The 12668-nt window shown below is 39.2% G+C and carries 16 protein-coding genes; 5 read left to right on the top strand and 11 right to left on the bottom strand.

Annotated elements, in window-relative coordinates; all coding sequences use genetic code 11:
• Positions 1 to 151: 151 nt before the first annotated feature.
• The 5 genes from ACQKN4_RS01510 to ACQKN4_RS01490 all read right to left on the bottom strand — a co-directional run bounded on the left by ACQKN4_RS01510 (position 152) and on the right by ACQKN4_RS01490 (position 2618).
• A complete protein-coding gene (locus ACQKN4_RS01510; RefSeq protein ID WP_079559577.1) occupies positions 152 to 328 on the bottom strand; it encodes a YjcZ family sporulation protein in 177 nt (58 codons plus the stop codon).
• A gap of 65 nt (positions 329 to 393) precedes the next feature.
• Entirely contained in the window at positions 394 to 753 is a 360-nt protein-coding gene (gene spoVAE, locus ACQKN4_RS01505; RefSeq protein ID WP_170938878.1) for a stage V sporulation protein AE, read from the bottom strand.
• 16 nt (positions 754 to 769) lie between these two features.
• The gene (locus ACQKN4_RS01500) at positions 770 to 1765 is read right to left on the bottom strand and encodes a stage V sporulation protein AD (RefSeq protein WP_079559575.1); all 996 of its coding nucleotides are present in this window, start codon (positions 1763 to 1765) and stop codon (positions 770 to 772) included.
• A complete protein-coding gene (spoVAC, locus tag ACQKN4_RS01495) occupies positions 1759 to 2214 on the bottom strand; it encodes a stage V sporulation protein AC (protein ID WP_079559574.1) in 456 nt (151 codons plus the stop codon). Before spoVAC ends, ACQKN4_RS01500 begins: the two co-directional genes overlap by 7 nt.
• Positions 2214 to 2618 (bottom strand): YhcN/YlaJ family sporulation lipoprotein, encoded by a 405-nt coding sequence (locus ACQKN4_RS01490; RefSeq protein ID WP_240518163.1) that lies wholly within the window; start codon positions 2616 to 2618, stop codon positions 2214 to 2216. Before ACQKN4_RS01490 ends, spoVAC begins: the two co-directional genes overlap by 1 nt.
• Positions 2619 to 2751: 133 nt before the next feature.
• Between ACQKN4_RS01490 and ACQKN4_RS01485 the strand changes: the two genes are divergently transcribed.
• Positions 2752 to 3276 (top strand): CotY/CotZ family spore coat protein, encoded by a 525-nt coding sequence (locus ACQKN4_RS01485; RefSeq protein ID WP_079559573.1) that lies wholly within the window; start codon positions 2752 to 2754, stop codon positions 3274 to 3276.
• A 66-nt stretch (positions 3277 to 3342) separates the two neighbouring features.
• On the opposite strand, the gene ACQKN4_RS01480 is transcribed toward ACQKN4_RS01485, so the two are convergent.
• The 6 genes from ACQKN4_RS01480 to ACQKN4_RS01455 form a co-directional block, all read right to left on the bottom strand.
• Entirely contained in the window at positions 3343 to 3747 is a 405-nt protein-coding gene (locus ACQKN4_RS01480; RefSeq protein WP_240518162.1) for a hypothetical protein, read from the bottom strand.
• Positions 3748 to 3800: 53 nt separating this feature from the next.
• Complete coding sequence (gene mgtE, locus ACQKN4_RS01475) at positions 3801 to 5177, bottom strand: magnesium transporter (RefSeq protein ID WP_079559571.1); 1377 nt, start codon at positions 5175 to 5177, stop codon at positions 3801 to 3803.
• A gap of 643 nt (positions 5178 to 5820) precedes the next feature.
• Positions 5821 to 6729 carry an RluA family pseudouridine synthase gene (locus ACQKN4_RS01470; RefSeq protein WP_427481860.1) on the bottom strand — a complete coding sequence of 303 codons (909 nt, stop codon included), beginning with the start codon at positions 6727 to 6729 and terminating at the stop codon, positions 5821 to 5823.
• Between the two features lies 1 nt (position 6730).
• Positions 6731 to 7525 (bottom strand): NAD kinase, encoded by a 795-nt coding sequence (locus ACQKN4_RS01465; protein ID WP_079559569.1) that lies wholly within the window; start codon positions 7523 to 7525, stop codon positions 6731 to 6733.
• A complete protein-coding gene (locus ACQKN4_RS01460) occupies positions 7522 to 8193 on the bottom strand; it encodes a GTP pyrophosphokinase (RefSeq protein ID WP_049668156.1) in 672 nt (223 codons plus the stop codon). Before ACQKN4_RS01460 ends, ACQKN4_RS01465 begins: the two co-directional genes overlap by 4 nt.
• A gap of 62 nt (positions 8194 to 8255) precedes the next feature.
• Complete coding sequence (locus tag ACQKN4_RS01455; RefSeq protein ID WP_079559568.1) at positions 8256 to 8639, bottom strand: hypothetical protein; 384 nt, start codon at positions 8637 to 8639, stop codon at positions 8256 to 8258.
• 746 nt (positions 8640 to 9385) lie between these two features.
• Between ACQKN4_RS01455 and ACQKN4_RS01450 the strand changes: the two genes are divergently transcribed.
• The 4 genes from ACQKN4_RS01450 to ACQKN4_RS01435 all read left to right on the top strand — a co-directional run bounded on the left by ACQKN4_RS01450 (position 9386) and on the right by ACQKN4_RS01435 (position 12420).
• Complete coding sequence (locus ACQKN4_RS01450) at positions 9386 to 9979, top strand: CYTH domain-containing protein (RefSeq protein WP_427481857.1); 594 nt, start codon at positions 9386 to 9388, stop codon at positions 9977 to 9979.
• 182 nt (positions 9980 to 10161) lie between these two features.
• Entirely contained in the window at positions 10162 to 10959 is a 798-nt protein-coding gene (locus ACQKN4_RS01445; protein WP_427481855.1) for a lytic transglycosylase domain-containing protein, read from the top strand.
• A gap of 251 nt (positions 10960 to 11210) precedes the next feature.
• Positions 11211 to 11618: a globin gene (locus tag ACQKN4_RS01440; protein ID WP_197139873.1), complete on the top strand. Its 408-nt coding sequence runs from the start codon at positions 11211 to 11213 to the stop codon at positions 11616 to 11618.
• The gene (locus ACQKN4_RS01435; protein WP_079559564.1) at positions 11611 to 12420 is read left to right on the top strand and encodes a DsbA family protein; all 810 of its coding nucleotides are present in this window, start codon (positions 11611 to 11613) and stop codon (positions 12418 to 12420) included. Before ACQKN4_RS01440 ends, ACQKN4_RS01435 begins: the two co-directional genes overlap by 8 nt.
• Positions 12421 to 12668 lie beyond the last annotated feature (248 nt).

The following is a 12668-nucleotide window of genomic DNA, read 5'->3' as shown; positions in this document are numbered from 1 at the left end:
CCTTTCCGATTCCATGGCATCCGCCGGAGGCTTAACTTCTTTCAGCAGGTATTTGGACACTCACTGAAAAGCAGCTTAAATCCCCTTCATCTCAGAAGACTTCTGTACCTGTCGCTACCCTTTCGGTACTAAAGACATATGCTGAAAGAAATTAAATGATAGTAGCACCAACAATGATTAGGAGAATGAATAGAACAACGATTAGAACAAACGTTGAACTCTGACCATGTCCATAGCCATAATATCCGCAGCCATAATATCCGCCGTAATCTCCTCCGTAGCAACCATCAGAGTGCCCTCCATACGAGCCCCAGCCTTGATATCCCATAAAAATACCCCTCCCTTCTACAACCTATAATATGTTTTGGTTGTAAAAATGGGTGGGGTATTCGTCTAGTCAACATTTCCTTTTGGTTTAAAAAGTAATGCTCCGATAAAGCCAAAGACAATGGCAGCACTGATTCCTGAGCTGGTTACTTCAAACATCCCAGTCAACACGCCTACAAGCCCATGCCTTTCTGCCTCAGCAAGCGCACCATGCGTTAAAGAATTTCCAAAGGACGTAATAGGAACTGTTGCACCAGCACCTGCAAAATTAATGAGAGGCTCATACAAGCCCATTCCGTCTAGAATTGCACCAATTACGACTAGAGTACTCAATGTATGTCCTGGCGTTAATTTTCCAACATCCATTAGTAATTGACCGATGGCACAAATAATGCCACCTACAATAAATGCAAATACAAATGTCATTACCATAGCTTTTACCTCATTTCATTGTAATTTCAATCGCGTGTGCCGTACATGGAATCGTCTCGCCCTGTTGAAAAGTAAGCGGAGACAGTAATGCTCCTGTCGCTACAAGAAGAACTCGTTTATAAGTACCTGCTCGCATCTGTTGAATTACATAACTAAAAAAAACAGCTGCTGAACAACCTGCACCACTTGCACCGGATTGAAATGCCTCATCCTGTCCATAAAACTCGGCACCTGCATCACGTAAAGGTTTTAAATCCTCACTTTTGATGCCATTTTCAACAAACATGCCTTTTAAAAGTTTTAAGCCAAGTTGACCCAAATCACCTGTTAAAATTAAATCATAGTGGTAAATTTTTTGATTACGTTGCTCTAAATGTGATTGAATCGTCTGAAAAGCGGCTGGTGCCATCGCTGCACCCATGTGAAATGGATCATCCATACCATAATCAACTGATTTTCCAACAGTTGCTGCTTCAATAGAAGGGTATTCCTCTTGATGTTTACCAATTAGAGCATATCCAGCAGCCGTTACCGTCCATTGAGCAGTTTGGGGCTTTTGTGAACCATAATCGATTGGATAACGGAATTGTCGCTCAACCGCATTGTGTTGGCTGGATGCACCAGCGAGCGAAAAGTTTGCGGCACCTGCCTCAGTTAAAAGGCTCGCAACGATTACTGAAGATATAGAGGTAGCACATGCTGAGAAGAGTCCAATAAAAGGAATTTCTAAGTCTCTAGCTGCAAAATTGGTCGGTGTCATTTGATTTACTAAATCGCCGCCCATAAAGTAATCAATGTCCTTATTTTTTACGCCCGCTTTTTTCATGGCAAATTCACAGGCCTCTTCCACCATTTTTCGATGACCTTGTTCATTTGTTTTCATTTGCCAACGTTCATCATCATAGGTCGCATCAAAGTGTTGACTAAATATACTTCGTTTCTCTAGTGGACCTGCGACTACACCTGCTGCTATTATGGATGGCTTCGATTGAAAGATAATTACCATGAAACCACTCCTAGCGTTACGAGAATGTATTTAATAAGTCCAACAAAAAAAGCGGAGACAACACCAAATAATACAACGGACCCAGCTAATTTGAATATATTCCCACCAACACCAAGTACTAATCCTTCAGATCTGTGCTCGATGGCAGCAGAAATAACAGCATTACCAAACCCCGTAACAGGCACAGCTGATCCAGCTCCAGCAAATTGACCAATCTTCTTATATAAGCCAAAACCTGTTAAAATCATGGCAAAGAACACCATTGTTGCAACTGTTGGATTTCCAGCTGTCTCTTCAGTAAAATTAAAGAAAATGATATAAAAAAGTGAAACGGCCTGTCCGATTGTACAAATAAGTCCACCTACAAAAAATGCCTTTGCAACATTTTTAAAATAAGGCGGTTTCGGCGTGACATTCTGTTCTAATTGATGGTATTGTTCTTTTTCCACTATGCTTTCTCCTTTGCTAGCTTTTTCAATTCGTTAATTTTATCTTTCAGTTTATTATCTTCAACTTGATCCCTTTTTATTTTATTGGCTTCATAAAATATTTTATAATCGGTTGAGACAAAAACCTTTTTATTTGGATATTTTTCATCAAATTTCTTTTGCAACTTTTTCTCTAATTTAGCCTTTTTCCATTTATCCCATGGTTTAATTTGCACTGCTACAAGCATACTATTGTCGTATTGGATAACCGTTGTTTTGTCTACATATTTCTGCTCTTTTAATATGGATTCAACTTCTTTTTCATTTTCCGGTGAACCGTAGACAATAAATTTTTCTTTTTCACCGCACCCACTTAAAAGCGATAAACTGACTAATAGAGGTAACATCATTCCTAATAGCTTCAAGTTTTACCCTCCTTTTCTTTAAAGTTTCTCCAACCATAAAAAAACTATTCATTTAACTATATATACAAAGGCCCGAGTCCATTTTTCTTAAGTACATATTGTAGAAGTAGTAACAAGGAAAGGAGGTGACAATATGGGTTGTGGCAAGCCAACAAATCCTATTGGACCAATCCATTCAGCAGGCTGCGTTTGTGACGTAGTACGCGCTATTTTAGACATTCAGAATCAAGCGGTGAGAGAAGAATGTCAACCATGTACAGCTAACTGTTTCCTAGAACCACTGGGAGGCATCGTAAGTCCAGCACGCTCTCATGCAGATACACGTGTATTTATGTTAATTACAAAAGATGGTACTCCTTTTAAAGCATTTTTCAGTTCTCCAACAGCAGATCCATGTATATGTACATCCGTATTTTTCCGTGTAGAAGATATGTTTGATGAGTGCTGCGCTACCTTGCGTGTTTTAGAACCTTTATGTTCATTTGACTCCAGTGAAAGTACAGTCGATCTATTAAGTCGAGATGGCTGCTGTGTCAACATGAAAAAAATATGCAAAGTAGATGATTGGAATTCCACTGAGAGCTGTATCACTGTAGATTTATCGTGCTTCTGTGCTGTACAATGTATTGCTGATGTAGACTTAGGGATTTGTGAATAATCTTTTTCTCCTTTGACACACTACACATAAAAAAAAGTGTACAGCATCCTCTGCTGTACACTTTTTTCATAAAGTAGGTAATTGTTTACCTCGCCATAATACTTGTTCTATGTCCTCAAAATAAATAATTTCTTGTGTCTTTAATTCAAAAGAAGTAAGCATCAATGAATCCGTCTCTACATTAGACGCACTACCTCGTAAATTTCGGCCATCCTTTAAACTTACGACTAACGGTTGATAAGCTTTTTGCCGAAATGGCTTTTCTAAAAATTGAAGTTGCTTTAGTAAATACGGATCTATTTGTAATTCTTCAACCACTTCTTCTTCTTTTTCTTCAATTGTCTGTTCATTGAAATAGCCGTCCTTTAGATACACTGACGTACTTTCATCCAAATCAAGTTCATGTAGTGCCTTAGAAATATTCAGAAAATAGGATGGTGACTTTATAAATAAGCGTGGCTCTTGACCCACATTACTCACTTCCCTTTTTTTCATACAATATGCGAAAGGAAGAAAATTGGTTCTCAGCCTATTTTGCTTATGAATGTTGTCGCCAAACCTAAGTAAATTAAAATACTTGTAATATCATTTAATGTTGTAATAAATGGACCTGATGCAACAGCTGGATCAATTTTCATGCGATGCATAAGCAATGGAATGAAAGAACCTGCAAGTGTTGCTACTAAAATTGAACCACACAGCGCTGCTCCTACTAGCATTCCAAGAATAAGCTCTTGTTTCCAAATATAGACGATGCCGATCACAATCAGCCCACAAACAATTCCAGACATTAAACCCGTGCCTGCTTCACGTAGGAGTAATTTTAACTTGCTATGTTCTTCAACATCTCCTGTTGCAATTCCTCGAATAGCTACCGCTAATGCCTGTGTTCCACTATTTCCAGAAGTACCTGAAATAAGAGGGATAAACACCGCGAGTAACGCTACCTGTTCTAACGTTGCCTCAAACTGTCCCATCAAATTTGCTGTCAACATCCCTAAAAATAATAATATGACAAGCCATGGTAAACGTTTTTTAGCCGCTTGGAACGAGGTTGTATCAAATTTATCCATATCGGAAATACCCGCTAATTTAGAGTAATCCTCCGATGCTTCTTCATCAATAACGTCGATAATATCGTCGACTGTAATAATCCCTAGTAATTCACCCTTATCGTCAATAACTGGTGTCGCTAAGAAGTTATAGTCCTTCATAATTTGGGCAACCTCTTCTTGGTCATCCCCCGCGTGCACCATCACAACACGTTCATTCATAATCGAGCGTATACGAGTATCTTCATCCGCAATGATTAAATCACGAAGCGAAATAACACCCGTTAATCGATGTGCTTCATCCACGACAAAAATATAATAAATGGTTTCAGCATCCGGTGCTTCTTTTCGTAAAATCGCCATCGCTGAACGAACAGTAGAATTTTCTGGTATCGCTACATATTCAGTCGTCATGATAGAACCAGCTGTGCCTTCGTCATATCTTAAAAGCTCATTAATCTCTTCAGCTGTTTCCTCATCCATCATGCCTAAATAGCTTTCACGTTGTTCCGTATCCAATTCATTTAAAACGTCTGCTGCATCATCTGCGTACATATGAGAAAGCATTTCTGCACCATATGACGGATCCATCTCAGCCAGATACGCTGTGTATTCATCATCATCTATTTCGATTGCCTCAAAAATATCAGCCATTTCCGCCGGAGACAAGAACGAATAGATGGTCTTTCGTATATCAGGCTCCACCTTCTCATAAAACGTTGCCTGATCATATGGATGAAGCTCTAAAAACTCATCGCGGAATGCGTTTATATCATGTGCTTCGAGCATTTCTCGCAAACGAGCCTCGTCGAATTGCACATCATCCCTTTCATTTCTTTCCTCTATCATGCTTGTCCCCTCCTTCCGAGCATTAAATCATTAATACGGGCAATTCCGTAAATCTACCTTTTATATAATAGAGCGTATGATGCCTTTTCTGCAAACCCTTTTTTTACTACATAGCATCCTACAACATCTCCGCAATCTAATTGGATAAATCTGTAGATAAAAGTTTCCGTTTTTCACCTTTACTGAATAAAAACTAGCTCCTCACCAAAAGTTGGAGATGACATTTATTAACCGTATGCCATAAATAGTTGATCTTCGTTCCGACTGGGCGACTCCTTGGGGATCAGCGATAGAGGACGGAGGCTAAAAGCATCACATCCTGTGATAACGCCTTCGTGACCAACATCGGTGCTGTTGTTGTTACTGTCGCTGCGCTTTCGCACAATCAAAACCCTCTGCTACCGCGAAAGCGAAGCGGCAGCAGCAAAGCGCCCAGTCGGAACGGAAATCAACCACACGTTATGGTAAATCCTCTACTCTACTATACCCTACAAATCGCTTTTTGTTCTGTTACGATGTTTTTAAGATAACTTATAAAATGATAAAGAGATGCCCGTTTGTGCGAACATCTCCTTAAATATATAACATGATTCAGTAATAGGTTTCACACTTCGGGAATAAAAGAGGATTGAAGAAATAAACTTCAAACTAAAGAGTCAATCAATAATTGCTGCATATCTTCATTTACGTTACTTGTAAATTGTAACCTCTCACCTGTCAAAGGATGAAGCATCTTTAAGGACACACAATGTAATGCTTGTCTATTTATATGATCACGACTTCCACCATAAAGTTCATCTCCAACAAGTGGATGTCCCACATAGGCCATATGCACACGAATTTGATGTGTTCGCCCTGTGTGCAACTTTAGTTGTATATGTGTCATCGGTTCACCCTGTAAATAAAAGTGCCTTAATATTGTCACATCTGTATGTGCAAATTGACCGTCCTCACGCACCTCACGCTCAATAATGCTCGTCTCCTTGCGTCCAATAGGAGCAATAATTGATCGTACATCTCGTGCCACATGTCCATGTACAATGGCTTCATATTGTCGAGAAATTTCTCCGCTACGTTGTGCAAGTCCCGCTAAATGATGAATATGAGCATGTTTGGCAATGCATAGCAAGCCAGAAGTATCACGGTCAAGTCTCGTGACGATATGAGCCGTTGATGCTAAACCTTGCTGTTGAAAATGACCACACACTAGATTCGCTACGCTATGTGTTGGATGCTCACGCGAAGGAATCGTACTTTGATGTGCTGGCTTATTAAGCAATATAATTGCTTCATCTTCGTAAATAATAGAAAGTTCACCATGTTCAACAGCAAGCCCCTCACTTTTTTCTTCAAGAGGGAATGTAACTTCAACTCGATCGCCAACGTGAAGAGGATGTCGAACATTGCGTTCGACATCATTTACTGTCAGTAAGCCTCCATCAAATTTAATAGCCGTTAAAGCTCGCTTGGAGATGCGCCATTCAGCTAAGGCCTCCCTAAGTAGTTGGCCTTCCTTTTCCGCTATAAAATGCAGTGTAAATCTTGTATCCATTTTACTCATTGGCCACGAATGATTCATGCACTCTTTCCCAGAATGGGAATGGACGGAAACGTGCAAAACGCACTCTTTCAGTTGCTACATTAAATGCAATCGACTTCACATCACCTTGCGTGACTTGTAAATGATCAACTGTCATATTAAAGTTTTGTTCATTGACTGGACGTAAAACACAATGATGGTGTGCTGGTAATATGAGTGGTGAACCAACTGTACGGAAGACACGGTTATTGATAGATGCTATCTCAGTAATTTGGAGTGCCGCTAAAGTCGGATGAATAATTGCTCCACCGAGGGCTTTATTATAAGCTGTACTACCAGAAGGCGTTGATACACATAGTCCGTCTCCACGGAAACGCTCAAACTGATTACCGTTTAATTCCACATCCATTACAAGCGTGACATCAGGTGATTTCACAGTTGCTTCATTTAACGCTAAATACGTATTGGATTCCGCATTATGATGCTCCACCTTTACCTCTAGTAGAGGATATTCCACAACGTTAAAGTCCTTTTTCGCAATGGATAAAACAAGCTTTTCTAATTCAGATGGCTTCCAATCGGCATAAAATCCTAAATGTCCCGTATGAATACCTACGAAGGCAACCTGATCTAGCAAATGAGCATATCGATGAAAGGCATGTAGTAAAGTGCCATCTCCCCCAATAGAGATTACGATTTCAGGAGCCTCTTCATCATAAGTTAACCCAAAATCCTGCAAATACGTTCTGGCTAGCTCCATTAATTCGTTCGACTGTGCATCTCTACGTGATTGAATGGAAAATTTCATTTTGAGTCACGCTCCTTCTCCGATAGTAAATTAGGATTCGATGCTTCTTTATATTCACTGAAATAAGCCTGCGCTTCTTGTATCTCACTACGAATGGACGACATTTCCTCATCTAATCGGAAAGCGGCCTCTGCTGCACTTTGAAGGCGATTTTTAATTTCCTCAGGGAACATACCTTTATATTTATAATTTAAAGAATGCTCAATAGATGCCCAAAAATTCATGGCTAATGTTCTTATTTGTATTTCAGCTAATACCACTTTTTTCCCCTGTATCGTCTCTACAGGATACTCCACAATCATATGATATGAGCGGTAGCCACTTGGCTTATTATGTGTAATATAGTCACGCTCTTCCACTACACGCATATCTTTACGTTGCCGTATTAGCTCTGTAACTGTCGATATATCATCTACAAATTGACACATAATACGTAAACCTGCGATATCGCCTAGCTCGTCACCTAGCTGTTTAGAAGGCTCAAAGGAAAGTCCTTTTTCTAGTGTTTTATCATATATACTTGCTAAAGGCTTTACACGTCCTGTCACAAATTCAATTGGTGAATTTGCATTAACAATACCAAACTGTGAACGCATACCCTTTAATTTTACTTTTAACTCATCTACTGCTTGTTTATAAGGACTTAAAAATATTTCCCATTGCCCCATCGCAAAAACCTCCCGACATTCGGTATCGAACAAAACCAACACCGTCTGTTCGTTTTGTCTTTTTATTCAGCTAGAATTTTCTCGAAGTGTTGTTCCACCGCTTGGACAAATTCCGCCCCATAATTGTAATTTCCTTCAATATTATACACGAGCATTTCCAATTCATCGTAAAAATTTGTAAGCTCAAGTACTTCTTCACCTAGTTGTAGCTTTGGGTTTTTCCCTTTTTGCAAAATATGTACAAGCTGATCCCAACTACTCGGCGGAAAACGCAAGTAATGATAATCCTCTCCTGCATCAAGTAAATAAATAAACGCAAAGTCATCAGAATCTGCAATTAATTGTGCAGCAGGTTTTAACTGTAAATTTACTTCATTGTCGTTTAAACTAAAATGAAGTTCTTCATTTTCAAAATTCAATGTTTCTATTGTATAAATTTTACGCACACGCGGTTCCCCTTTTCGTCGTACTCTTCCTCTTATTTTAGCATAGAGGGTAAATAGTTGCAGTGTGTAAATACTAAATCAATGAAATAACGAACGAAACTTTTTTATTATAGCGTGTAGTTGATTTCCGTTCCGACTGAGCGACTCCTTCGGGATCAGCAATAGCGGAACGAAGGCTAAAACATTACATCCTGTGATAACACCTTCGTGACCAACATCGATGCTGTTGCTACCGCTACGCTTTCATACAGAAATCATTTGTTGGTCCAAGCGAAACGGAAATCACCCCCATGCTATTGTAATGAGCCATACTAAAATTTTTATCTATCATCGGAATTTTAGTATGACCTTTTACTAAAACATATGATATGCATATAAGTTGATTGGAGTGGAGGCTGGGCGACTCCTTGGGGATTAGCGATATAGTAGAACGAAGGCTAAAAGCATCACGTCCTGTGATAACGCCTTCGTGACCAACATCCTGCTGCTGCCGCTACGTTGCACTCACGCTTTCCCGTTGCCCCGAGACCCTGCAGCGAGCAACGCGAGTGAAGCGGCTCATCGGACGCCCCCAGGAAGCTCTGCGCGAAAGCGAAGCGGCAGCAACAAATGTTTTATCTGTGCGAAAGCAAAGCGACAGCAACAACAAAGCGCCCAGCCGGAACGGAGATCAACCCCATGCTATGCTGATGAACCTTTCCCCTAATCAACACAAGTAAAAAAATTAAAATAAACAGGTGAACATAATGGCACAACAAATTGAAATAGAGTTTAAAAATCTTTTAACAAAAGAGCAATACGAATATTTACTGCAAGAATTCAACATTTCTGAAAATGCTATTCATCGTCAAACAAATCATTATTTCGACACACCTTCGCAAGCTATTCGGAAACGCCAAAGCGGGCTTCGTATTCGACAAATCGACAAATACTTTGAGTGTACTTTAAAAGAAAAAAATGCAGAGCATGCACACTTAGAGACGACTGACGAATTAACGGCTGAGCAAGCTGAGAAAATGCTTGCTAGTGAAGGTTTCTTTGCCCAAGAAGTAGCCAAAAGACTAGCTCTCTTTAACATCCCTTTGGAAAAATTGGAGGTATTTGGTTCACTAACAACTGATCGTGTCGAAATACCTTATAAGGATGGCCTTCTAGTATTCGATCATTCTTTCTATTTGCAGTGCGATGATTATGAGGTAGAATATGAATCAAAAGATGCAATAAAAGGAAATGCAACCTTCGACGAATTTCTACAGCAATATGGTATTGAAAAACGGGCAACAGATAAAAAAATTGCGCGTTTTATGAAAGCATTACAAATGAATAAAGAACAATCCTAATAGAGCAATTATGCCCCAGCATAATTGCGTCGCGTCCGGAATCGGCTTTGTCCTTGTACAAAGACTTCCTTTCCGATTCCGTGACATCCGCCGGAGATATTAGGCCAATGTGATGTTGGTCACTCTCTTAGCGGATGTTGCTGAAATAAGTTAGCTAGATAACAAGAAAGGGTGGCAACTCCTTGGATATCCAATCACTCAGAACTTTACTTGACATTCAAGCATTACAAACACTAGGAGCTTCAGAAAATTCATCGTCAAACAATCTTACAGACAGCAATTCTATGTTTTCTGACATGATTAGCGAAATACTTGGCGATTCAACTACTACTAACAATGCAAAATTATCTAGTTTGCTCGGAGGAGTATCAAGCGCTTCGTCTATGATGAATCAGTTTAATAGTTTAACTGGTTTATCTGAAAACATGCAAAATAATGCGTATCAAGCATTACTTTATAACGGTTCTAATAGCGTCTTTATACCTTCATCTGTACAAGCAGCTTTAGCAAACACACAATCTAGTACAACTAGTACAAAGCTAGACTCCTACGTTTCAGATAACGTAATTGGTTCAACAGCGTATGCCAATTCATTAGCAGGTGCGAATCAGTACGCTTCGATTATTCAAAAGGCAGCAGCTACATATAATGTACCTGAGAAACTCATCGCTGCCGTGATTAAGCAAGAGTCTAATTTTAATGCAAATGTGGTTAGTCATGCTGGAGCACAAGGATTAATGCAATTAATGCCAAAGACAGCACAATATTTAGGCGTTACAAACGCCTTTGATCCAGAGCAAAATATTATGGCAGGAGCCAAATATTTACGCCAAATGCTAGATAAATTTGATAACGATCCTACATTAGCATTAGCTGCTTATAACGCAGGAGCTTCACGCGTTACAAAGTATGGTGGCGTTCCTCCTTTCAAAGAAACGCAGAATTATGTCAATAAAGTGATGAATTACTACACAGTTTAACTTCCGGGCTCAATTATGCCGAGGCATAATTGATTCGCATAATCATTGTTAATACAGCGTTTTTCGGCAAATTTCACCCGCGTGGTGAAATTTGTGCTTTTTTAGCGAAAACATTTCGGAAGAGCGCTTTATTTGTGTTAACGAAAAGACGTTGATAGAATGAAGGTAGTCACAAGAAATTCACATTTAAAAAAATGACTAAGTATAAAAATATACTTTACGATATAAAGAATTGAAGGGGCATTAAACTTATGAGTCGAAAATACACTGTTCCTTATGAGGAGCTGGGGGCTGAAAAGCTTTCAGAGCTAATCCATGCGTTCTATAGAAGAGTTGCACAGCATCCTGATCTTATTCCAATCTTTCCAAAAGATTTAACGGAAACAGCACGCAAGCAAATTCAATTTCAAACACAGTATTTAGGTGGACCCAATCTTTTTACTGAGGAGCATGGTCATCCAATGATGCGTGCACGTCATATGAATTTTCCGATTACACCTGATCGCGCTCAAGCTTGGCTTGAATGTATGTCCGAGGCGATGGATGAAGTAGGAATGGAAGGTAAGTTCCGTGAAGTTTATTATCAACGTTTAGTATTAACAGCTCATCACATGATTAATACACCAAATGACGATGAGGGGGAATTGTTACGTGAATAATATTCAAATGCTACAAGAGCCAACTCCTGAGATTTCTACTGCTAATAAGCCTATTGAATTGTATATTTTCGTAGATCCACTTTGTCCAGAAGCTTTTAAATTGCAAGCCGTTCTTCGTAAGTTACAGCTAGAGTACAATCATTACTTTACATGGCGCTTTGTACTAAGCACAGAGCTAGCCTCTCTGAATTGCTTAAGTAAGCGTGTAAAAGGTTGTGTATCCGGTATTGAACTTGACATTAATCACCCTGTTTTGCCATCGATCGCTATTAAAGCAGCAGAGTTACAGGGGAAACGTGCAGGCGCACGTTATTTGTCGAAACTACAAGAATATGTATTACTAAACCAACAAGATGTCAATTCTTATGCTACGTTGCTAAAAATTGCGGAAGATGTTCAATTAGACATGAATGAATTTACCGCAGACTTCGGTTCAAAAGAAGCAGCACGTGCCTTCCAATGCGATTTATATATTAAACGTGAGATGGAAGTTGATGAAGTCCCTAGCATTGTATTTTTCAATGAATGTATTGAAGATGAAGGTCTTAAAGTTAGTGGCAACTATTCCTATGAAGTTTATGAACATATTTTACAAGAAATGATGGATGAACAGCTTGTGCGTCAACCATTACCAACAATGGAAGAGTTATTTGAAAAATTCCATACCCTTTCAACAAATGAAGTAGCTTTTATCTACTCATCAACAGAGCAAAATGCTGAACGTGAATTAAAGAAGCGTATGCTACAGCAAAAGATTGAACGAATTCAGACAGATCACGCTACACTGTGGCGTCTTAAATAATGCAATTATACTATTATTCTAAAGAACAGGGATACAACACACATTTAATGTTGTGTCCCTGTTCTCTTTTTTATTTATCGGATCGTTTCTGCGATTTATCGGAATGCTTCTTAAAAAAATAAAAGAAGCGCCACTATCCTCGACAGATAATGACGCCTCTTTTTCACAAAGGGGATGGGAGAAATGTTCACGTTCAAACAAAGGGGTGTATGTTTGTTTTTGTGATTTATTTCACATGATTCAATTTA

Origin of the sequence: Lysinibacillus sp. NPDC093692, from assembly GCF_050280125.1 — a bacterium.
Lineage (GTDB): Bacteria > Bacillota > Bacilli > Bacillales_A > Planococcaceae > Lysinibacillus.
The sequence above is the reverse complement of the archived record's forward strand: the minus strand, read 5'-3'. Positions and strand labels throughout refer to the sequence as shown.

What these genes read in the sequence shown, in the direction of transcription:
- ACQKN4_RS01510 (WP_079559577.1), bottom strand. Translation starts at nt 328, where the DNA reads ATGGGATATCAAGGCTGGGGCTCGTATGGAGGGCACTCTGATGGTTGC.
- spoVAE (WP_170938878.1), bottom strand. Translation starts at nt 753, where the DNA reads ATGACATTTGTATTTGCATTTATTGTAGGTGGCATTATTTGTGCCATC.
- ACQKN4_RS01500 (WP_079559575.1), bottom strand. Translation starts at nt 1,765, where the DNA reads ATGGTAATTATCTTTCAATCGAAGCCATCCATAATAGCAGCAGGTGTA.
- ACQKN4_RS01485 (WP_079559573.1), top strand. Translation starts at nt 2,752, where the DNA reads ATGGGTTGTGGCAAGCCAACAAATCCTATTGGACCAATCCATTCAGCA.
- mgtE (WP_079559571.1), bottom strand. Translation starts at nt 5,177, where the DNA reads ATGATAGAGGAAAGAAATGAAAGGGATGATGTGCAATTCGACGAGGCT.
- ACQKN4_RS01470 (WP_427481860.1), bottom strand. Translation starts at nt 6,729, where the DNA reads ATGGATACAAGATTTACACTGCATTTTATAGCGGAAAAGGAAGGCCAA.
- ACQKN4_RS01465 (WP_079559569.1), bottom strand. Translation starts at nt 7,525, where the DNA reads ATGAAATTTTCCATTCAATCACGTAGAGATGCACAGTCGAACGAATTA.
- ACQKN4_RS01460 (WP_049668156.1), bottom strand. Translation starts at nt 8,193, where the DNA reads ATGGGGCAATGGGAAATATTTTTAAGTCCTTATAAACAAGCAGTAGAT.
- ACQKN4_RS01450 (WP_427481857.1), top strand. Translation starts at nt 9,386, where the DNA reads ATGGCACAACAAATTGAAATAGAGTTTAAAAATCTTTTAACAAAAGAG.
- ACQKN4_RS01440 (WP_197139873.1), top strand. Translation starts at nt 11,211, where the DNA reads ATGAGTCGAAAATACACTGTTCCTTATGAGGAGCTGGGGGCTGAAAAG.